A 22,290-nucleotide genomic window follows, 5' to 3' on the forward strand; every position below is an offset into this window, starting at 1 on the left:
GTTAATTTGGAACTTACAGGCACGTACAATTTACTGCTGGTCGCTGTCTCAGTCATGGCGGCCATCGGTTCATCCTTCGTAGCCCTCTCTACCGTCCCCCGTATCTATTCAGCCGTTTCTAACCAGCGTTCTCTGGCATGGGTCGCAGCCTTTGGCCTTAGCCTTGGCACAGGCATCTGGACTATGCATTTCATTGCCATTTTAGCACTGCAGATGCCCATTCCTGTCCGGTTTGATATCGCTCTTACCGCGATCTCACTACTACTGGCCATCATCGCCAGTGCTATTGCCATCGCCCCACTGCGTTCCGGCGGCAATCTGAAAACATTCGCACCTAAAACACTGTTTATTGGCACCATGATGGGACTCAGTGTGGCTGGTATGCACTACACTGGCATGGCGGCTTTGAGGATGAATGCGAGCATGCATCACGATTCAACCATCGTGGCTCTCGCTATTGCCATCGCAATCATCGCCTCAACTGCAGCGCTGCTGATCGCCAATCGCCTGCGTGATACGCGCATATTCAGTCAACTACCCACCAAAGCAGCGGCTGCCATTGTGATGGGTTTTGCCGTGTCCGCCATGCACTACACCGCCATGGAGGGGATGCGCTTCTATGAACTGGTTACACCTCATCATTTTACCGAGGTGATTGACCCGCTGATTCTGGCAATCTTCATCCTCATCGTCGCATTTCTGATTCAGGGCGGCATCATCATCAGCGCCATTTTCGATGAGGCTTTTATGATTTCGGAGAGTGCGGCCATCGCCATGAAGCAGCGTGCGGATATCAACAAGTCGCTCTCTGAAATTTTATCTCTTGCTCTGGAAAATATGACCCTTTCTGAAACCTTGCAAAAGGTTCTCGATGTATTGCTCTCCATTGAGTGGCTGGCTCTGGATAAAAAAGGCAGCATTTTCTTGGCGGACTCAAAAAGCTCATGCCTGAAAATGGTCGCAGAAAGAAACCTCGGCGATGATCTGAAACAACTCTGCTCCTCTGTTGAGTATGGCCGCTGCCTGTGTGGTTTGGCGGCAGAACGTAAGACGTTGATTTTCAAAAGTAATATCGATGCTGATCATGTCACCCGCCCTGATGGCATGGAAGATCATGGTCACTACTGCGTTCCCATCCTCTCCCCTGCCGGGCTTCTGGGCGTGATTAATCTATATGTTCAACCTGATCACGTGAAAAATTCGGAAGAGACAACTTTTCTGACAGCAGTGGCTGATGCCATTGCAAACATTATTCAAAACAAACAGCTGGAATCTCAAGCCGATAAAATCTTTAAAGCTATTGATCAGGCTGGCGAAGCCGTTGTGATTACTGATTTCAATGGCACCATTGAATACGTCAATCAGGCTTTCTGTAGCAATACAGGTTATAGTGAAGATGAGGCGATCGGCCAGAACCCCTCCATCCTCAACAGCGGCAATCAGGAGAAGCTCTTCTACGAAAAAATGTGGGAGACCATTCAATCCGGCGAGGTTTGGCAGGGTGAGATTATCGAGAAACGTAAAGATGACACCTTCTATCCCGCCATGCTGACCATCTCTCCGATTCGAAACAGCAGCGGTGAGATCACCCACTATGTCGGTATTCATGAAGACCTGAGCGAACATAAAACGCTGGAGGCGCAGTTCCGTCAGGCGCAGAAGATGGAAGCACTTGGTACGCTGGTCGGTGGCATCGCCCACGATTTCAACAACATGCTGGCTGGCATGGTCGGCAACCTGTTTATGGTCAAAAGAAAGATGAAGGGCATGCCCGAATTAACTGAGAAGATTGAGCGGGTTGAGAAGGTAAGCTTCCAGGCAGCAGAGATGATCAAACAGATGCTGATCTTTGCCCGCAACGAAGAGGTGGAGATGAGTCAGATCTCAATCACCTCATTTATTAATGAGGCATTCAGGCTGCATCAGATCGTTATTCCGGAAAATATCCATATGGATAAAAAAATATCCGGCAGAGAGCTAATGATCAAAGGCAATCCTACTCAGCTCCAGCAGCTTCTTCTTAATCTATTGGGCAATGCTATAGATGCCGTAAAAGAGTCTGATCATCCAACCATCTCCTTTCTCATTGAACATGCCCATTTTGATCTGGAACAGCAAAACAGCCATATTGATGCTAAGCACAATGATTACGTACACATGATGGTTCGCGATAATGGACACGGTATCGAGAAGGCACACCTTGAACGCATTTTTGATCCATTCTTTACCACCAAAGAGGTGGGCAAAGGGACCGGACTGGGGCTCTCCATGTCGATGAGCATCGTCAAATCACATGACGGCTTTATTGAAGTAGAGAGTAAATCCGGCATTGGAACTGAGTTTCATATCTACATCCCACTGATCTCAACAAGTTCCCACCATATCATCGGTGATGCATCGCCACTGGAGATAGCTGATGGGCAGGGCGAAACCATTCTGGTCGTTGATGATGACGCTACCCTGCGAGAGACAACTGCTGAAACACTGGAGAGCATGGGATACAAAGCCTTACAGGCAGAAAATGGCAGGAAAGCAGTTGAAATCTACAGATCCAACGTGATCAACCTTGTGCTTCTGGATGTGGTGATGCCTGAAATGAGTGGCCCAGATGCAGCCCGTGAAATCCTGACTTCTGACCCGATGGCCAACATCATCTTTGCCACCGGATACGACAAAAACGATTCACTGCAAGCATTGATAGGCATTGAAGATATTCCTGTCCTCTCCAAGCCGTTTGAGATCATGGAACTGAACCACGCTATCCGTCTGCTGCTGGACTAACCAGCCAGAATCTCCTGCTTGGCCTCCAGCTCTTCCCAACGCTCATAAGCCAGCCCGAGCTTTGATTCCAGTTCATGCAGCCGCTTCTGATCCTTTTGAAAACCCTCGGCATCACTGCTGAAGTAGTCCGGCTCACAGAAGCGGGCTTCGATCGCCCCCTTCTCCTCTTCCATCATCTCGATATCAGCTGGCAGGCCATCGAGTTCGCGCTGCTCTTTATAGGATAGTTTATTTAACTTTTTCATGGCTTTCACAGTAGCCTGAACCGGAGCCCTCTTTTTATCCTCTTCTACCTCTTCTTGAGCCTTCTCAAGCTGGCGCGCTTTCCAGGCCTGATAATCAGAGTAACCACCCTCAATCGGAATGATCACACCATCGCCCTCAAAGGCCAGCACACGCGAAGCAACGCGATCCATAAAAGCACGGTCATGGGAAACCACGATCACCGTCCCCTCATATCTGGCCAGCGCCTTCTCCAGCACACTCAACGTGCCGATATCAAGATCATTGGTCGGCTCATCCAGCACCAGAAGATTGGCAGGTTCCAGCAACAATCTGGCCAGCATCAGGCGCCCGCGTTCACCACCGGATAGCGCGGCCACACGCGAATTCAAACGCTCTTTATCAAACAGGAAGTCCTGCATATATGAAACGATGTGGCGCGGCTCATGACCACCGATATGCACATAGTTACCACCCTGTGGCAGCAGTACATCCTTGATCCTGGTTTCAGGATTCAATTCGCGCATCTGGGTCAGGAAAGCCGGAGCCAGGCGCACGCCATGGCGCACCCTGCCGCCATTGGGATTCAACTCTCCGAGCATAATATTGAGCAGTGTTGTTTTACCGATGCCATTGGGTCCAATCAGGCCAACACGATCGCCGGCCATAATTTTATGGCTGAATTTTTCACAGATTGTGGTCTCACCAAAGTTGTGTGAAACCTCAACCGCCTCCATCAGCATCTTGCCGGGTTTAATGCCACTGGATACGCGCAGATCAACATCACCACCGCGCATACGCCGACTCGCTCGCTGCTTCCGCAGATCCTCCAGCGCCCGTGCCCGCCCCTCATTGCGTGTGCGCCGGGCCGGAATCCCCTGCCTGATCCAGCGCTCTTCACCGGCCAGAAGCTTGTCGAACTTGCGATGATTGCTCTCCTCCTGCGACAGCAGTTCCGACTTCTTCTCGAGATATTCTGCATAGGAGCAGGGAAAATGGGTCAAGTGACCACGATCAAGCTCGATAATCTCTTCAGCTACCGCATCGAGGAAATAACGATCATGGGTGATAAACAGAACAGATCCCGGAAAGGTGGCGACAAAATCCTCCAGCCACTCAATCGATGCGATATCGAGATGGTTGGTCGGCTCATCCAGCAACAGCACATCCGGCTCTGAGACCACAGCTCTGGCCAGTGCCACGCGGCGCAGCCATCCGCCGGAGAGCTCCCCCACATCGCGATCAGCATCCAGTTTCAGCTTGGAGATCGCCGTCTCAATACGGGTATGCAATTTCCATGCTCCGGCATGTTCAAGCTCTGCCTGCAGGCGCTCCACCTCCTTAAGCAGCTTCTCCGAGCTATCATGCTCAAGTCTCTTCAGGGTCTCATGGTACAGTTCGAGTGTAGCTGCCACGCTGCCAAGACCCTCGGCTACAACATGGTATACGCTAAATCCGGCATCAAAATGGGGAGCCTGCGGCAGATAGGCAACTCTGGTTCCTGAACGCAGCGTCACATCACCGTGATCCGGTTCAACAAGGCCAGCCATAATCTTGAGCAGCGTCGATTTACCCTCACCATTACGACCGATCAAACCGGTGCGCACACCACGCCCGATGCTCAGGCTGATACCGTCCAGCAGCACCTGTGATCCAAAGGCTTTATCGAGATGGTTGAGGGTCATGATTGGCATGGGCGCATCATAACCTTGAATGCAAAAAAAAACGCCCTGCATTTGCAGGGCGCCTTATTACCAGCCTGAGCCTGAGCTTGGTTACCGATATCTGCACTCACCGTTGCCCCTTGGGCCATCACCTGAACGCATACCTTTACCCTTGCGCTCCATTCTCATCTGAGTGGCTTTTTCACGCTGTTCAGGAGTAAGCATGGCATGCACCTCTGCACGCACTTCACTGCGATGGACGACCATCTGTTTCACCAGTTCAGCTTTCTCGTTGGCCAGCCTTGCCACCTGTTTGGCGTAATCTTTGGCAGATGGATCAAGCTTATGCAGGGCATCACGATTCTTCTGCATCGCTTCATGAATGGCCTGACCTTCGCCGCGTCCCTGCTCATGAATCTGCTTAAACTGATCACGCTGGGTATCACTTAGATTGAGTTTTTCAGCCATTCTCTCAGCCCGCCGATCCATATTGCGTTCACCATCCGGGCCACCGAATGCGTAGGCCATATTAGCACCTGCAATAAACAGCGCTGATGCCACAACAAAAAACAGAGCTGTTTTCAGACCGCGCTCCTGTTTCATTACTTTCTGCTCGTTCATAATCAACTCCTTGCGAAATATCTATGCGCTATCCGGCGCATTTCGAATACTGAACCTTTCACTGCAACGTTGAGCGGGAGTTACGCAAAGGGTGCGCAAATCAATGTAAAGGAATCGTAAAAGCAGCTTCCCGATGGTGTTTTTTATGGCAATATGGCGATATGGCTATTCTGATGATTGATGACGATATCGAACTGTGCGAACTGATGCAGCGATTCCTTGCCGGTGAAGGCTTTGAAATCGCCTGTGCCCACAATGGCAACAGCGGCCTTGAGCAGGCCAGAACAAACGATTTCGAGCTGCTGATTCTCGATATTATGATGCCGGGAAAAAACGGTATGGATGTGCTGCGTGAGTTGCGTGGTTTCAGCACCGTGCCGGTGATTATGCTCACCGGCCGGGGCGAGGAGATGGATCGCATTATCGGCCTGGAACTCGGCGCAGATGATTACCTGCCAAAGCCATGTAATCCGCGTGAACTTGCAGCCAGAATCCGGGCCATACTGCGCAGAACCGAGCAGCAACCCGAACAGAAGAGCAGTTCAACCCATCAATTCGGCAACATCGAATGGCAACCGCAATCGCGCACCATCTCCGAATCCGGAATTGCGCTGGATCTGACCGCTACCGAGTACAATATCCTCGTAGCCCTGATGGAGAAGGCCGGTGAAGTGGTTTCGAAACAGGAGTTGAGCAAGGTCGCGCTACGTAAACATTATGGGCCATTCGATCGTACGCTCGATGTTCATATCGGCCATCTGCGCAAAAAGCTTGCACCACTGGCCAGTGACCAACCACGCATCAAAACCGTGCGCGGCATCGGTTGGCTGTTTGTCCCTGTTGAATAGGAACTAAAACATGCGTCTGTTCTGGAAGGTATTCCTGTTGCTTGTGGCAACACTGGTTTTGACAGCTGCCATCTCCGGCTGGCTAAGTCAGAAATGGCTGGAGGAGAACCGCTCAATCGAATTGCAGATGAGCGCACTGGCTGCGCCAGGTGATACGGCTGTAGTCCTCTACCTTGATGGTGGCCCCGCAGCCTACCGTCAGTGGCAACGCCATACCTTGAGAAGAGACCAGCACATTCACGGGGTTCTGCTTGATGAGCACGGCAATAATCTGCATATGCGGCCGCTGCCGCCCGAACTGCAGGAGCTTTCCCAACAGGTGATCAGGCAGCAGACGCGAATCGAAGTGGTGAATCCACCGCTGCTGGCCGTTGCTCTGCCAGTGAGCTACAAGGGCGATACATATTACTGGGCTGCGTTCACACGTCTGAGACCTGAAAGCATGCAACATAGCGTCAGACAATCCCTTGTTGTACGTCTGAGTGTTGTGCTGCTCGCCATTGCACTGATCAGCTGGCTGCTGACACGTATGTTTACCCGTCCGATCCGCACACTTCAACAGACCACCGAGCAGCTCGGCGCCGGATTGCTGAATACAAGAACAGATCCATCTGTGGCCTCCCGTAGCGATGAGCTGGGAGCATTGGCACTCAGTATCGATAAAATGGCTGCGCAGCTGGAGTCACTGCTTGGCAGCCACAAACAGCTTTTGCGCGATATCTCCCACGAACTGCGCTCACCACTGGCGCGACTGCAAGTAGGACTCGAGCTGGCAAGAGGTGCTGCCGGAGAGCGTGCACAGGAGGAGCTTAACCGCATTGAGAAAGAGGCCAACCTGCTCAATGAACTGATTGGCGAGGTATTGACACTGGCCCGCATCGAACAGGGCGCGGTTGCAATCCAACTGCAGCCGCTGCATCTGGATGAGATCATGGATGAGATTGTTGCGGATGCGGCTTTCGAAGCCCAGGCGCATCACAAGCATATTAGCCTGACAGAAAAAGTGGCCTGCCAGATCTCGGGTGACCGCTTATGGATCACACGTGCACTGGATAATGTGGTTCGCAATGCGATCAGACATACACCTGCCGAAAATTGTGTTGAGGTCTCTCTGAGCAGGGCCGATGAACAGATAAAGATTGAGATTCGCGATTTTGGTGATGGTGCGGATGAACTGCTGCTGGACAGGCTGTTTGAACCGTTTGTTCGTGGGTCAGAGGCGCGTGAGCGTCATACCGGCGGCAGAGGGCACGGACTGGGACTGGCCATCGCCAAACATGCGGTTGAGCTGCACGGTGGCACGATAAGCGCGGCAAACCATCCAGAGGGTGGGCTTGTGGTTACAATTACCCTGCCCTCTCCGATGGTCTGAGAAGCATCAACCGTGACCGATTGGCAGACCTGCTGCCCGATAAACATAGGACCAGAAACCGGACTCGCGCACAAAGTAGTGCGTATGTTGATGGTAGCGAACCAGCAGTCCGCCTGAATATGAGTGTACGATAAAATTCAGATTGCCTGAAAATCGATCTGCGATTTTTTTTGCCCGGATGCCGTCCATCATGCACCTCCAGATTAAGCTAGAATCTCAACAGGACTTCCTTGCCCTGCTTCTTCCTACACTCTTATCTATCGCATAATTCGTGCCACTGTTTACATATAATAAATACAAGGCCTGGTAATCACGGCAGACTTCAATGGCGGACTTTTTTTCCTGCAAAAAGGGAATTTCATGCCCTCTGTTGGTTTCAGCGCTCTCAGGAAGGAGATATAAAAGTGCGCATCCAACAGATCATTCGAACAAAAAAAAGAGGAGGCAAAAGCCTCCTCTTTAAACATTCAGAACAGCTTCCTGAAATTACAGGCTACTCAAACGCTTGATTGCAGCCGTCATCTCTTCACGTTTGGCTTTGGCCTCATCCAGATCCGTGCGGACCTTGGCCACCACCGCTTCCGGGGCACTGCCGCAGAACTTCGGATTGGCGAGTTTGCCTTCGTTCATGGCGATATCTTTATCGAGTCTGGCAATGTTCTTGTTCAGACGCGCTGTCTCCTCTTCGACATTGATAAGCCCGGCCAAAGGCAGATAGACCTTGGCATAAGCCAGCGGTGCAACAGCAGCGCCATCCACCTCACTATCAGCATCCTGCCACGCCACCGACTCCAGTTTGGCCAGACTCATCAGCAGCTTTTTCTCTGCTTCAAGATCGGCCTGAACTTCAGCACCACAGGCGATAATCGCATCGATACGTTTACCCGGTGCCACATTCATCTCACCGCGCACCGAACGGATCGCTGAAACCACATCCATCACACGGTTGATACGCGTGACAGCCTGCGCATCAGAGCTGTAACTCTGAGACCAGTTATCGGTCACCAGACGTGCATCCGCACCATGCAGCTCCTGGAACAGGGTTTCGGTGATGAACGGACAGATCGGGTGCAAAAGACGCAGCCAGCCATCAAGAGCTGTCAGCATCACAACCTGAGTCTCTGCTTTGGCCGCTTCATCGTCGCCATAGAGCGCAACCTTGGCCGCTTCCACATACCAGTCGCAGTAGCTGCCCCATATGAAGTTATAGAGCGTGCCGGCCGCCTCATTAAAGCGGTAATCGGTCAGTGCCTGCTCAACATCCGCAGTACAACTGTTCAGCTCACTGAGAATCCAGCGATTCACATCCTGAGTTGGCGCAATGGAAGCATCCGGTTTGGCCTCGCCACGATTCATGAATACAAAACGTGCCGCATTCCAGATCTTGTTCATAAAGTTTCGGTTGGACTCAATGCGTTTGATATCAAGCTTCACATCACGACCCGGTGTCGCCATATGTGCCAGCGTGAAGCGCAGCGCATCAGCACCGTAGTCACCGATAATCTCCAGCGGGTCAATCACGTTACCCTTGGACTTGGACATCTTCTGCCCCTGCGCATCACGAATCAGCGCATGGATATAGATGTCTTTAAAGGGAACCTTACCGGTAAACTTCATGCCCATCATGATCATGCGGGCAACCCAGAAGAAGATGATATCAAAACCGGTGACCAGCACATTGGTGGAGTAGAACTTCTCCATCTCCTCCGTATTCTCTGGCCAGCCAAGGGTTGAGAATGGCCACAGCCCTGATGAGAACCATGTATCCAGTACATCCTCATCCTGACGAATCTTTTTCGAGCCACAGCCGCCGCAGCACTCAGCCGTTTCCCGGCTTACTGTAATATGGTCGCAATCCTCACAGTACCAGGCAGGGATGCGATGTCCCCACCAGAGTTGGCGTGAAATGCACCAGTCCTGAATATTGCGCATCCACTCGAAATAGGTCTTCTCCCAGTGCTGCGGCACAAATTTGATGTCGCCATCTTCTACAGCAGCAATGGCAGGTTCTGCCAATGGTTTGATATCGACATACCACTGATCGGTCAGATAAGGCTCAATCACCGCATGTGAGCGATCACCACGACCCACCTTGTGCTGATGATCCTCCACCTTATAGAGCAGACCTTCAGCTTCCAGATCAGCCACCATACGCTCACGCGCCTCGTAACGATCCAGACCATGATACTGCTCAGGAATCCAATCCTCCTCAGCGATATGGGCGCGATTGGTGAAGATATTCAGCAGCGGCAGATCATGGCGTTTGCCGACATCATAATCGTTAAAATCGTGCGCCGGTGTAATCTTCACACAACCGGTTCCAAATTCAGGATCAACATACTCATCGGCAATCACCGGAATCGTACGATTACAGAGTGGCAGGATAAGCTGTTTACCAATCAGATCCTTGTAGCGTTCATCATCAGGGTGTACTGCTACCGCACCATCACCGAGCATGGTTTCAGGACGTGTAGTAGCCACAATCACATGTTTGCTTGGATCATCGGCATGCGGGTACTGGATATGCCAGAAGTGGCCCTGCTCCTCATCATGCTCAACTTCCAGATCAGAAACCGCAGTTTCAAGCACCGGATCCCAGTTGACCAATCGTTTACCACGGTAGATCAGGTTCTCTTCGTAAAGACGCACGAACACTTCACGAACAGCATCAGAGAGCCCTTCATCAAGGGTAAAGCGTTCACGACTCCAGTCACATGATGCACCGAGTCGCTTGAGCTGAGAGACGATGGTGCCGCCGGACTCCTCTTTCCACTCCCATACACGGTCAAGGAAACGTTCACGTCCCATATCACGACGATGCAGTCCCTCTTTATCGAGGATGCGCTCAACCACCATCTGCGTTGCGATACCGGCATGATCCGTACCCGGCTGCCAGAGCACCGATTTCCCCTTCATACGCTGCCAGCGAATCAGCATATCCTGAATGGTGAAGGTGAAGGCATGCCCCATGTGCAGACTACCGGTCACATTTGGCGGTGGAATGACGATGCAGTAAGCATCATCGCCGTCTGCCTTCGGACGGAAAGCATCTGAACTCAACCACTGTTCATTGATGGCAGGTTCAACCGCCTGTGGGTCATAAATTTTAGCAAGCTCGTGCTGGCTCATGGAGGTTCCTCGGTACGTGTTACAAATTAGACGGCCATCCTACGGCCTGCTTACATTCGAGCAAGTAAAGGACTGCCTCCTCATCTGAAGTTCCATACAGCAGATTAATCAGGGCGATAGAACATCAATCCTGTCATCAAACAGCTCATATGATCTCTGACGTGCGTGCTTAACCCTTTGGCCAGCCACATATTTCCCGGCGATAAAACCTCCACCATGCCGACAAACGCTCTGCTCCTGCTCACACGGTAGCCGAGCGGTTCGGACAAGTTGATACCACCCTCAGCTTCATAAAGTGCTGTCACCTCAAAACTATCGTTACCGATAAACAGTCGCCCTCGATATACTTCTCCGGCAGAAAACCATGGCGATGCACTCTGTCCATCAGCCTCATAGGTGATCTGGACCTTCTCCTTATCATCAATACTTTCCAAATCATCGGTACTGATCACCAGTTTAGCCTGATCACCGCAACTACATGTCAAACCGTGCTGCTCTTCACCCACTGACCAACCCGATCCCAAATCAACATGTTGGCCTGTTTCACCCGTGGTACATCTGCCATTGAGCAATTCACCAGCTTTACTCAGTGTGTAGCTATAGCTCCCCGTAGTCGTCTCATTAGAAACGGGCCCAACACTTTCGGCGGTAGTCGTAGTCCAGCCACGATCCACGTCTGACACCCTGTATTCACCCAGCCTGAAACCTGAATCGGGAAGGAACTGACTACGATCCTGCACAGCCAGATGATCAGCTTTATTCTCAATGCCGTGAGGCACTGCCATACGAACTGTGCTTACTCCACAGCCAGTTATGAACAACAGCGTAAAAAGCCTTAAGAAAACAGTAGTAATACGATGATTAAGCATAGACTTCTCCTATCTTTCTGCCTGTGAAAGTTAAGTCATCCAGGAATCAACCAGGAAAACCCAAAGAAAACTGCCTCTTTCAGGAAAAAAACAAAGCCATATTATTGCATCTGTTTTCGACATAAAGAATTACGAATAACAGTGACCGTCTACTAGCTTTCGGAGTATCGGACAAAATTTGTTATTGAATGAGAGCTGAAATAATGGTGTCGCCGATACCGAAGTTTACGGCTGGAAAGGAAGCCTCTGGGCTCTGCAGAGAAACTGCATCAGCGACTCTCCCGCTTTGAAGTAGTCGCAGGCGATATCGGCCAGCTCCGGCTGTTCAATCAGGGCGGGGGCAATGTCGCTGAGACCGATGAAATCCTTGCGTTTGATATCTTCGATCACCGGATGCGTTTTGTCGAAACCACGCGGTGCGGTTTTGAGGCTATCACCGGCCAATCTGAACCAGCGCGAAAACTGAGGATCATCACGAGCAGCAAGCCAGAGATCAGGTTCATTGGCCATCAGATCACGGATTTTATACAGCGCATCGGCTGGCGGATGCCAGGTGCCAACACCGATAAAACATTCGGCAGCACTAATGTGAAGATAGTAACCCGGTGCATGCACATTCTTGCCCACTTCATGGCGGAACTGGATACCGATATTGGTCTTGTAGGGTGTCTTATCTTTGGAGAAGCGACTATCCCGATAGACTCGCATCAGCGAGCCACCCATCTTGCGGGCATCGGCTCTGAAATGGGGTGAAACACCGGGCAACCGCTCCCCTACTTCTTCAATAAAATGCAGTGCCGGCGTGCGCACCAGACCCTCGTAGCGCTGCTTGTTGGCGGCAAACCAGTCGCGATTATTGTTCTCTGCCAACTCTTCAAGGAAAGTGAACGTTTCAGGAGTGAAATGGTTCATTCAGGCATATCCGTGGGTTTAAAATCTGCAGCATGTTCTGCAATCCACTCATTGGCGGCATCCCCGAATGAGAGTTCGCGCCCCAGTTCGCGCTGCTGCTTCTGATAGTGCTTGATATGGCACACCTGCTGTACCATCTTGATGCGGAAGGCTGTCTCTTCATCGAGAAACATTACGCCGATCTCAAAGCCATCACCGTCACCGAATACCCGCTGCCAGCGCACCACACATTTCGCATCAAAGGCAGGATCAACATAGGGAATCCTGATACGTAATACCTTCCCTCGCTCAATAAATACATTGGTATGAAAGGCAAGCCCACCTTCACTGAGATCACTCATCGGTGCGCTCTCTGCCAGCTCACTCTGCGGATAGATCTGAATCGGAACATCTATCGGATGGCGGTAAAACTGCCTGCGATTTTGGTCGTGATTCAGACCACTCATGACTTCTTACCCAGATATTTCGGATCGAGCCCCATCTGACGGTAGGTGCGGAAACGTTCACGCGCAGCCTGCTTGAGTGACTCATCCCAGCCATCTACAAAATCGACGAGGTGGGCAAAGCCGGAGATATCCGGTGGCACCTCAAGGCATCCGTTGACCAGCACCTCGGGCTCATTATCTCGAACAATCTCTGTTGCCAGAAGAATCGGTTGCATCCCGTTGGCTTCTTTATCAGCACCGGCAATGCCGTTGGCCAGAAAAGACTCCGGATGCACAGTCCACAGCCGCTCATGCAGCTGGGCTGCAAAACCGGCATCCGGGCAGAGCACCAGAAGATGCGGTGTTAAGCGGCCACGCCTGAGCAGAAGCTTTGCAATACCCTCAATCCGATCAGCCTTGTCGAGCAGTTCAAAGTGGACCCTCATCTCATCACTCATGCGCCAACCTCTGTTTGCAGACCTGTGCCAGCAGCAGCAACGACAGTAGTGGCAGAATAAGCGCCAGTGGTTGAGCCGTTGCAGGTTGAACATGATAGCCAAGGCCAAGCACAGCGGCCTGCGCAACCACAATAAGTGCCGGAACCTTCCAGGACCAGGCTGATTGCAACCATGCATCCACAGGCAACCTTGCACTCCACCTCCAGCAGAGCCACATCGTCACCATACCGATAAACAGCCCCACCGCCACGTCAACGGGGAAGTGTACGCCGACATAAATCCGACCAACAGCCGCCAGAAAGAACAGTGTCGCCACACCCCAGCTACGCCAGTCAGCACGAGACCAGATAATAAATGCCAGCAGTACCATGACCCCATCGGAGGTTGCATGGCCGGATGGAAAACTATGCGACGAGAGGCTCTGCCCAAGCACATGGACATTATCGAGTAGTGCAGGTGGACGTGGCATATCAAATGCGCGCTTGAGCATCTGGGCAACCAGGCCTGAGATGATGAATGCTGCAAGCGAGGCGATACCTGCCCGCATATGAAACAGAATCAGTAGTGAACAGAGTAGCGAAACAATTAACCCGTCCCCGAGCCCTGTGGCAATGCCGAAAAACTGATCACCCAAGGGTGAATGGGCATCATTGATCAGGCGAAAAAGAGGGTAAGCATCAGCAGCATCCGGCATGGGGATGACACTACTCATCTACAGTGACCGATTCCAGAGGCTGCAAAAAAAGTGAATCCGACTTAGACCAGTGAATAGATAAAGTCGTGATGATCAATGTCGCCATCAGCAGCCATCTTCAGGGCATGCTTCGACTTCAGCTGCAGACCGTTTGCCACGGCGATCTTCTGCAGTTCGCCACCGGTTTTACCCTCATGAATTGCCTCGCGAATCTGATCATTCACCACAAGGAACTCATAGAGCATCAGGCGCCCCACATAACCACTATTGTTGCACTTCTCACAGCCCACCTTCTCATAGAGATGTTCAGGCACCTCAAGGCCCAGATCACGGATCATGGTAAAGGATGAGTCGCTCTTATCAATTTCACGGCGGCAATCAGGGCAGAGCTTCTTCAATAGATTCTGACTGATGATGCCCAGCAGTGCCGGGGCAATCAGGTAGTTGGGAATCCCCAGATCATTGAGGCGGATAATGGTATCCACTGCCGAGTTGGTATGCAGCGTGGAGAGCATCAGATGACCGGTGAGTGCCGCTTCAATACCGATCTCAGCGGTTTCGGGATCACGCATCTCACCAATCATGATGATGTCGGGATCGTGCCTGAGCACATTGCGCAGGATGCGGGCAAAGGTCATGCCGATCTTCTGATGCACCTGAATCTGGTTAGCCCCGGGAATCTCCGACTCCACAGGATCCTCAATGGTAAGAATATGGGCAGGCAGATGCGCGATCGAATTGAGTACCGCAAACAGCGTGGTTGATTTACCCGAACCGGTTGGGCCGGTCACCAGAATCAGTCCGAATGGTTTGCGGGCCATAATGGATAGCTGCTTCATATCATCTTCGCGCAGTCCCAGCGTATCGAGATCGACGGCTGCCTCCTTACTCAGGACACGCAACACCAGTGACTCACCGAAAGTATTAGGGATACAGGAGACACGGAACTCATAGGTGTGTTTGCCCTCTCTTAAGATAAGACGGCCATCCTGAGGCAAGCGCTGTTCGGAGATATCCATACCCGAGAGAATCTTGATACGGGCAGAGATCTGGCGATGCAGACTCTTATCCAGCGCACTCTCTGCAATCAGCTCACCATTCTGACGATAGGCCAGCGTAATCTTTTTAGCCTGTGGCAAAATATGGATATCGGATGCCTTTTTACGCAGCCCGTTGCGGATAAGACGGTTTACCAGCCGGACAATCGGTTTATCTTCAGCCGACTGGGTAATCTCCAGCTCATTGAACGGCTCATCATCCTCCATATCCTCCTGATGCAGAAACTCACAGGAGAGGTCCTCTTCGATGATCTCCTCCTGCAGCAGTTTATCGAGGTGCGACTTCAGCTGCGATGTTTTGACCAGAACCTCATGTACCTTTTTACCGGTTTTAAAGGAGATGCCATCGTAAGCCTCTAGTCCCATCGGATCTGAGAGTGCAATGGTCAGGGAGTGCCGATCTGAATCGATCGGCATAATCTGATAGCGCTCAATAATTTCACGGCCGATCTCTACGCTGGCCATCGGATTGATTTCGTACTCATCCAGATCAAGGGTCGGCAGACGAAACTTCTTAGCCAGTGCCGAGAGCAGCTGATCTTCGGTAATCACCTGGGAACTCAACAGAATCTCACCGATACGCTGACCGCGTACCTTCTGCTCTTCCAGCGCATACTGCAGATCATTATCGTCAATCAAACCTGCTTCGATCAACAGCTCGCCCAGGCGCATTTTACGTCGACTCTGAAGCTGCAGCGCCGAATTAAGATCGGCATCCTTCACCTTACCCTTACTCATCAGAATATGGCCGAGAGGGCGCTCCTCTTCACCATCTTTCTTGGTCGCTGCCTGCTCTACCAGAGCCTGCTCAACATCTTCGCTCGTCACCAGCGCCTGATCGACAAGCAGATCTCCCAGCTTCATCTCGTGCGTCTGCTGCATTGCCAATGCCTGATCAAGATCCTTCTCATTAAGCTTACCCTGCTCTTTGAGAATGTTGCCAATGGGAATCATCGACTGCATCTGCTGCTGGATCGCCTGCTCGATATCTTCGGCTGAGATTATCTCCTGATCGACCAGAATATCACCCAGTCGCTCCGGTTTCTCCTGCAGACGGATGCCATGATGATAGAAAAATATCCTCTCAAACGGAAAGTCATCATCCTTTCCAATTGCAAAGAAACCCGGCGCATGCGACATGGCCGGCTGCACAAGCACCCTGAACGGCTCAGAATTTACCGTAACAATCTTCAACTCATCCATATGCTGAAGCTTTGAGGGGTGCTCCACAGTGGCATCGGGTGAATGATTCATGCCGATATAAACAATCTCTTTCACACTCAGCTTGCTGGAGACCTCTTCACCCGATGCGTTGATCTCGATAAAGTGAAGTTTATTCATGATCGGCGAGAACCCGAGCAGGTAACCGCTGAGATTTTTACCATCCATCAGATTGATTTTCACGGCCTGATAGCGACTATTGAGACTACTCACTATTGAATCCCCTCACTGTCACCGAAGCAGGCATTCCAGACATGACTGGGCAGAACCTTGCAGAACTCCTCCCAGCGTTTTTTGTCGGAAGATTCACTGATGTTATTGATCAACTCATTGCGTAACTCTTCACGCTCGGTCTCATGGTAGAGCTGTGCTTTCAGGGCAGCCAGTCGCAATGAGTCGGGATATTGCCGCTCACCGGCCTGCAACATCTGCTCTGCTTTTTCATAATCACAATGACCCAGGCTCTCCTCAATCTTGTTGGCCAGCGTCTCATTCTCAAGCGTCAATTCCGGAGAAGCCTCAACTTCCGGAGAAGGCTTACTTTCTATACTCACCGCTGCAGGTGCAACCGGTTCCAGTGACAGTGTTTCCGGCACCTTGGCTTTCACTTCCGATGTCAGCTCAGAGACCTTCTCCTCTTTAACCTCAACCACCGCTTTTTTTGTCACCGCACTGCTTGCGGCAGGTGCAGTTGCTTCTTCCGCCGGTTTCTCCCAGGCGCCTTTGACCTGACGACGATTCAGCAGACTTATCACGGCAACACCAAAAGCCGTCAGAACGACAAAGAAGCCGGCCATCCAGTAATTGAAACCCTCTGATGAAGATGATGCCTCTGCTTTGGCCTTGAGCATGATGACATCGGCTTTGAGAGTCTTCATCTCCTTCTCAATTCCACTTACGGATTTGCCAAGAGAGGCAACCGTGTTACCCAGATCGGTCATCTGCAATTTGCCCGACATCATCTCTTCATGAATCGCATCAAGCTTCTGTATGGCAGCCGTATCCACGCCTTGTGCGGATGCAGATGAAACCGGCGTCCCTGATGCCTTGTTAAGGGTGATATTGCCACTGTACTGCAGCTCTTCTGAAGTGGATGCTGATGGAGCAGGTTTGACCTCGGCCATTGTGGTTGACGTACCTGTCGATGGTGAACTGGCCAGCAGACGACTGAATTTCTGCATGGCAGCGGCACTACCATAACTGGTCACTACCTCACCACGGGGCACCTGCAACCACGCACCCTTCTTGAGATGATTGATATCGCCATTGGCAAAGCTCTCAGGATTACCTTCGTAGAGTGCCAGCATCACCTGCTTGTTACTGAATCGTTTATCCTTGCGCAGGCGGTAGGCAACCTCACTCAGGCTATCACCCGCTTTGACCGGCCCATAACGCCAGATGCGTGCCCAATCGCCACTATTGTCCCCGTCACTACCGTTATCAATGCTCACCAATGGCGTGTCACTGGCATTGTTGATCGCAAGAACCTCTGGTTTTCTGTCATACAGAGCAGGCATCTCATTGGGATCAAGGAAAACCTGATAATGCCTGAAATAGGTGCCGCGCCCCTCTTTGCTGGTCTTTAATACCAGTGACAGCAACGGCGCATTCACCGCCAGAGGAGAGACCAGTTTCACATAGGGGGTGCCTGACATGCGATTATGGATCTCCACCCGAACCAGCTTCAGAAATCCATTCCATGGCAGACCCATCTGCCGATATTCTGCAGGTGATGCGAGCGTAACACTCACCTTCTTCATGGTTTCAGAATCGGAAAGAAGCAGTGGTACAGTAGCATCCAGCTTTTCATTGAGATGGCTGTTCAGGGTCAGCGTACCCAGACCCAGCGCATAAGATGGTGTGGATGCAAACAGCAACAGCATCACAATAAGCGCAGGCGCAAACAGAAGCCTGAACTTCTCCTCTACCTGATAGTTAAACAGTCTGATTCTCATCGGCACATCAAACAGTGGCATATGAATATAGACCAAGCCCTGTTCATCATCACTGTTTCAAGCTCATTTTCATCTTAAACCCCATCCCCTGTAAATCTGCTTTCCCGACAGAAAAACCCACTATACACATCAAATTGCGACTATAAAACAGCTACGCAAAAACAGTGCCACCTTAGGCTTGCGTTTAACCTTAATGGCTATGAAAAACAGAGGCAAATCAAAGTTGTGTTTTTCCTGAACAGAGACCGTTTAAGCCCAGTAGTGGGTATCCCGTTTGATATCATCGATAGCGATATGCTGCCTGTAGCGCACAATGGCAGCTGAGGCCTGGGCCTCTTCAAGTTGCGATAAAACTTCGGCGGCTCTACTGCCTGATGCTGCCTGCGGCACGCTGTTTGCATGTGCATGCAGTTTGTTGCCTCGTCGTGTGACATCCAGCTCTCTCTGCGCAGCGACAAGCGCAGCATCTGCCCTGCGAGGTGTATGATCTGCATGCGTTGGTGCAAATGCCGGAGTGCGGGCAGCAGATTTTGTCGATGTTCTGGCAGGCATGGCTACACTCATGACATGTTCAGGAATGTCCTTGCCTGTTGAGTGGGAGACAAACACATTGGCCACAGCCGATGCCAGACCAGAAACCCAGCTGCCAAGCAGGGCACCATACACGGCACCACCGATCATGCGCGGGCCATCCCCCATCTCATCACCGGTCAGTTTACGATAGAGCCCCGAGATCACCGGCAGATGCTGCAGAGGATTGATCATGTCGATGAAATCACTAAAGCTGAACTTGCCGGACTGCCAGTAGCCGGAAGTCTCCTCAGCCGGCTTGGTCGGCGTCAATTGCTCCACAATCTGAGGCTGCAAGGCTGCCGGCCTGGCTTTTGCAGAAGCAGCAGGCGGCAGAAGGGTATGGTGTGACACAACTTGCATACCCAAACAGAAGCAAGCCGAAAGCCAGGGTTATTACCCCTTTAATTTCAACCACTTGAGACATACAGGCTTATTCACAAAGGAAATATTTTCCCCTCCATCGGCAACTAACAGCCACCTTTGCAGGGAAAATGTTTCACTTAAGCACTCTTTCTGGAGAGGTAATCCATAACCAGTCGCACACCTGCACCGGTTCCGCCTTTGGCACAGATGTCGCTGCCTTTCATATTCCATGCTGTACCGGCGATATCGAGATGTGCCCAGGGAATATCATCCACGAACCGGGAGAGGAAACATGCAGCTGTAATCGTCCCGGCCTCTCTGCCTCCAATATTCCTGATATCCGCGATATCGGACTTAATCTGCTCCTGATACTCCTCAAACATCGGCAGCTCCCACACCCGGTCATGGGTATAATCACCGGATCGTTTGAGCGATTTCTTCAGCTGCTCACCGGTTCCCAAGAGCCCTGAGGCCTGGCCACCGAGTGCGATAACGCAGGCACCTGTCAGTGTGGCAAAGTCGATAATTTCAGCCGGTTTTTTCTCCGCCGCATAGGCAAGGGCATCAGAGAGAATAATGCGCCCTTCGGCATCGGTATTGAGCACTTCGATAGTGATGCCTTTGTAGCTGGTGATGATGTCACCCGGCTTATAGGCCGCAGAGCCGAGCAGATTCTCGGTTGCCGGAATCACACCAAGCAGATTGACAGGCAGGTTCATTTCGACAACCGATTTGAAGATGCCCAGCACAGCCGCTGCACCGCACATATCAAATTTCATCTCATCCATCTGTGCACCGGGCTTGATTGAGATGCCGCCGGCATCAAAGGTTAATCCCTTGCCAACCAGAGCAATCGGTGCCTCCGACCCTTTACCACCGTTGTATTCCAGCACAATAAAACGCGGCTCTTTGGCAGAGCCCTGATTAACAGCCAGCAGCGCCGTGAACCCCGCCTTCTGGATCGCCTTTTTATCCATTACGGTCACTTTCAACTTATCATGACGCAGTGAGGAAGCCTGATCACCAAGGAACTCCGGCGTACAAACATTACCCGGTTCATTGGCCAGATCGCGGGCAAAGTTGGTTCCGCAAGCTACCGCCCGTGCCCGCGCCACTGCGGCAACTGCATCATCCAGATCCCGGCGCGACGCCACCATAACAGTCAGCGATCGCAATGCCCGCCTGTTCTCCTCCTTTTTACTCTTGTACTTCTCAAAGCTATAGAGGCCAAGCCAGATACCCTCAGCGATAGCCTGTACCCGCTCAGCAACCGATGCGCCGCGCACCTCCAACTCTGGCAGATAGAGCGAGACATCACGCGCCCCACTCTTTTCAAGCTCGCGGGCTATCCGGGCTGCCAGAGAACGCAGTTTCTGCAGTGTCAGCTTCTTCTCCTCGCCACAGCCTAACAGTACAATGCGCTGACTATAGGCACCCTCAACATCATAAAGCGTACCTGTTTCAGCGAATTTCCCGCTTAGATCAAACTTACGCAGAAACGATGGCAAACTTTTGCCTGTAGCTTCCTGTAGTGCCTTTCCCGACTCCGTCAATTTACGCCCATCAAGTAGCGGGATAATCACTGCATCATCACGCTGCTTATGTGCGTGGCCTGCTTTTACTGAAATCTCAATCATAACAACCTCTGTTCAATTAAAGATGGGAAATATGCCGGCGACGCTTAATCGCGCCAGAACTCGGGCACCAGCATCACGAAAAATGTATAAATCTCAAGACGACCGAGAATCATGCCAAAGATAAGAACGCTTTTGGCCATCTCGGGAAGATCGGCATAGGTGTTGGCAGGCCCCACCTGACCAAAACCGGGACCGGTATTGGTGATGCACGCTGCTGCTGCGGTAAAAGAGGTCACCATATCCACGCCGGTAAAGGCCAGCAGTGTAGCAATAATGATATAGCAGACAAAAAACAGGACTGCGAACCCCCACAACGCCTCAGTCACTTTAGAGGAGATGCGGTGACTACCCATCTTGACATGAATCACGCCGTGCGGGTGCACCAGACGGCGAATCTCACGCATGCCCTGGCGAAACAGCAGCAGGATACGTACCACCTTCATACCGCCACCGGTTGAACCGGCGCAGGCGCCGACAAACATCGTCATCAGCAGCAGCATCGTCGCCCCCGGAGGCCAGAGACTATAGTCACTGACAGCAAAGCCGGTCGTTGTGGCGATGGAGACCACATTGAAGATCACATGTATCACCTCATCCTGACCGGTCCAGCCGATCATGCCACCGATAAGGATCAGCATCACCGAGATCCAGAGGATATAGGTTTTGAACTCCTCATCCTGCAGATAGGTGCGCAGTGAGAAGCCGTGCAACGCAGCGGCAAAGTGCAGGGTAAAGTTGATACCGGCAAAGATCATAAAGAAGACCGCAACCAGTTGCAGCGGTATGCCGTGATAGAAGCCGAAGCTGGCATCATGGGTGGAGAAACCACCAATGGCCACCGTACACATGGCATGATTGATCGCATCAAAAGGTGTCATACCAGCCAGCCAGTAAGAGAGCGCACAGACCATGGTCAGGCCAAGATAGAGATACCAGAGCAATTTGGCTGTTTCTGTTACCCGCGCAGTCAGCTTATCCTTAACGGGGCCCGGTGTTTCCGCCTTAAACAGCTGCATGCCACCGACACCGAGCAGCGGCATTACAGCCACGGCCAGAACGATGATACCCATACCTCCCAGCCACTCCTGCATGGAACGCCAGAAGAGAATGGAGCGAGGCATATCGTCCAGACCGGAAAGTATGGTTGCTCCGGTCGTTGTCAGGCCGGATGTTGACTCAAACAGGGCATCGACCACAGTCGATACCGTACCAGTTGTCCAGAATGGAACGGCTCCCAGCAGCGATAGAATTAACCATGCCAGGGCAACAATCATAAAGCCGTCGCGATGGCTTAACTGACTCGGCGCTCTACCGCCGTAACGGACCATGGAGGCACCGAACAGGATGACAATGGCACCGGCCTCAAGAAACTCAACGACGTGTCCGGCACCATAGTAGAGCGCCACAAGCGCCGGAATCATCATGCTGGCTCCGTAGAGCGCCACAAGAATACCGATAGTCCAGATTACACCTTTAGGATGCACGCAT

17 protein-coding genes are annotated in these 22,290 nt (G+C 51.7%); 3 read left to right on the forward strand and 14 right to left on the reverse strand.

The genetic code is table 11. The annotated features are described in order from the left end of the window. Nucleotides 1-6 precede the first annotated feature (6 nt). The gene (locus tag F3F93_RS05715) at nucleotides 7-2,781 is read left to right on the forward strand and encodes an MHYT domain-containing protein (protein ID WP_176958205.1); all 2,775 of its coding nucleotides are present in this window, start codon (nucleotides 7-9) and stop codon (nucleotides 2,779-2,781) included. Here the strand turns inward: F3F93_RS05715 and F3F93_RS05720 are convergent. Together F3F93_RS05720 and F3F93_RS05725 are read right to left on the reverse strand one after the other, a co-directional pair. Further along, complete coding sequence (locus F3F93_RS05720) at nucleotides 2,778-4,697, reverse strand: ATP-binding cassette domain-containing protein (RefSeq protein ID WP_241696997.1); 1,920 nt, start codon at nucleotides 4,695-4,697, stop codon at nucleotides 2,778-2,780. The genes F3F93_RS05715 and F3F93_RS05720 overlap by 4 nt on opposite strands. Before the next feature lie 81 nt (nucleotides 4,698-4,778). Next, on the reverse strand, nucleotides 4,779-5,288 hold the full coding sequence (locus F3F93_RS05725; protein WP_241696998.1) for a Spy/CpxP family protein refolding chaperone: 510 nt from the start codon (nucleotides 5,286-5,288) through the stop codon (nucleotides 4,779-4,781). Between the two features lie 161 nt (nucleotides 5,289-5,449). Here F3F93_RS05725 and F3F93_RS05730 point away from each other — a divergent pair, with 161 nt between their 5' ends. Further along, nucleotides 5,450-6,136: a response regulator transcription factor gene (locus tag F3F93_RS05730; RefSeq protein WP_176958206.1), complete on the forward strand. Its 687-nt coding sequence runs from the start codon at nucleotides 5,450-5,452 to the stop codon at nucleotides 6,134-6,136. 10 nt (nucleotides 6,137-6,146) lie between these two features. Then, nucleotides 6,147-7,508 (forward strand): ATP-binding protein, encoded by a 1,362-nt coding sequence (locus F3F93_RS05735; protein WP_176958207.1) that lies wholly within the window; start codon nucleotides 6,147-6,149, stop codon nucleotides 7,506-7,508. Nucleotides 7,509-7,514: 6 nt separating this feature from the next. Here F3F93_RS05735 and F3F93_RS05740 read toward each other — a convergent pair whose 3' ends face one another. From F3F93_RS05740 to F3F93_RS05795, 12 genes are all read right to left on the reverse strand, one after another. Continuing rightward, nucleotides 7,515-7,700: a hypothetical protein gene (locus F3F93_RS05740; RefSeq protein WP_176958208.1), complete on the reverse strand. Its 186-nt coding sequence runs from the start codon at nucleotides 7,698-7,700 to the stop codon at nucleotides 7,515-7,517. Between the two features lie 294 nt (nucleotides 7,701-7,994). Further along, nucleotides 7,995-10,637: a valine--tRNA ligase gene (locus F3F93_RS05745; protein WP_176958209.1), complete on the reverse strand. Its 2,643-nt coding sequence runs from the start codon at nucleotides 10,635-10,637 to the stop codon at nucleotides 7,995-7,997. Nucleotides 10,638-10,741: 104 nt separating this feature from the next. Then, nucleotides 10,742-11,422 carry a hypothetical protein gene (locus tag F3F93_RS05750; RefSeq protein WP_176958210.1) on the reverse strand — a complete coding sequence of 227 codons (681 nt, stop codon included), beginning with the start codon at nucleotides 11,420-11,422 and terminating at the stop codon, nucleotides 10,742-10,744. A 309-nt stretch (nucleotides 11,423-11,731) separates the two neighbouring features. Continuing rightward, complete coding sequence (locus F3F93_RS05755) at nucleotides 11,732-12,418, reverse strand: DUF2461 domain-containing protein (RefSeq protein WP_176958211.1); 687 nt, start codon at nucleotides 12,416-12,418, stop codon at nucleotides 11,732-11,734. Next, the gene (locus F3F93_RS05760) at nucleotides 12,415-12,864 is read right to left on the reverse strand and encodes a PilZ domain-containing protein (protein WP_176958212.1); all 450 of its coding nucleotides are present in this window, start codon (nucleotides 12,862-12,864) and stop codon (nucleotides 12,415-12,417) included. Before F3F93_RS05760 ends, F3F93_RS05755 begins: the two co-directional genes overlap by 4 nt. Further along, complete coding sequence (locus F3F93_RS05765; protein ID WP_176958213.1) at nucleotides 12,861-13,301, reverse strand: DNA polymerase III subunit chi; 441 nt, start codon at nucleotides 13,299-13,301, stop codon at nucleotides 12,861-12,863. Before F3F93_RS05765 ends, F3F93_RS05760 begins: the two co-directional genes overlap by 4 nt. Next, nucleotides 13,294-14,013: a phosphatase PAP2 family protein gene (locus tag F3F93_RS05770; RefSeq protein WP_241696999.1), complete on the reverse strand. Its 720-nt coding sequence runs from the start codon at nucleotides 14,011-14,013 to the stop codon at nucleotides 13,294-13,296. The genes F3F93_RS05765 and F3F93_RS05770 overlap by 8 nt, the downstream gene beginning before the upstream one ends. Before the next feature lie 44 nt (nucleotides 14,014-14,057). Then, nucleotides 14,058-16,487, reverse strand: coding sequence for an ATPase, T2SS/T4P/T4SS family (locus F3F93_RS05775; RefSeq protein ID WP_347239207.1), 2,430 nt, complete (start codon nucleotides 16,485-16,487; stop codon nucleotides 14,058-14,060). After that, complete coding sequence (locus tag F3F93_RS05780; RefSeq protein WP_176958214.1) at nucleotides 16,487-18,229, reverse strand: FimV/HubP family polar landmark protein; 1,743 nt, start codon at nucleotides 18,227-18,229, stop codon at nucleotides 16,487-16,489. Before F3F93_RS05780 ends, F3F93_RS05775 begins: the two co-directional genes overlap by 1 nt. Nucleotides 18,230-18,478: 249 nt before the next feature. Further along, complete coding sequence (locus F3F93_RS05785; protein ID WP_176958215.1) at nucleotides 18,479-19,081, reverse strand: hypothetical protein; 603 nt, start codon at nucleotides 19,079-19,081, stop codon at nucleotides 18,479-18,481. A gap of 221 nt (nucleotides 19,082-19,302) precedes the next feature. Then, entirely contained in the window at nucleotides 19,303-20,802 is a 1,500-nt protein-coding gene (locus F3F93_RS05790) for a leucyl aminopeptidase (RefSeq protein WP_176958216.1), read from the reverse strand. A 44-nt stretch (nucleotides 20,803-20,846) separates the two neighbouring features. Next, a complete protein-coding gene (locus F3F93_RS05795) occupies nucleotides 20,847-22,286 on the reverse strand; it encodes a potassium transporter TrkG (RefSeq protein ID WP_347239208.1) in 1,440 nt (479 codons plus the stop codon). Between the last annotated feature and the right edge of the window lie 4 nt (nucleotides 22,287-22,290).

The sequence above is a fragment of the Mariprofundus sp. KV genome, assembly GCF_013387475.1.
GTDB lineage: Bacteria > Pseudomonadota > Zetaproteobacteria > Mariprofundales > Mariprofundaceae > Mariprofundus.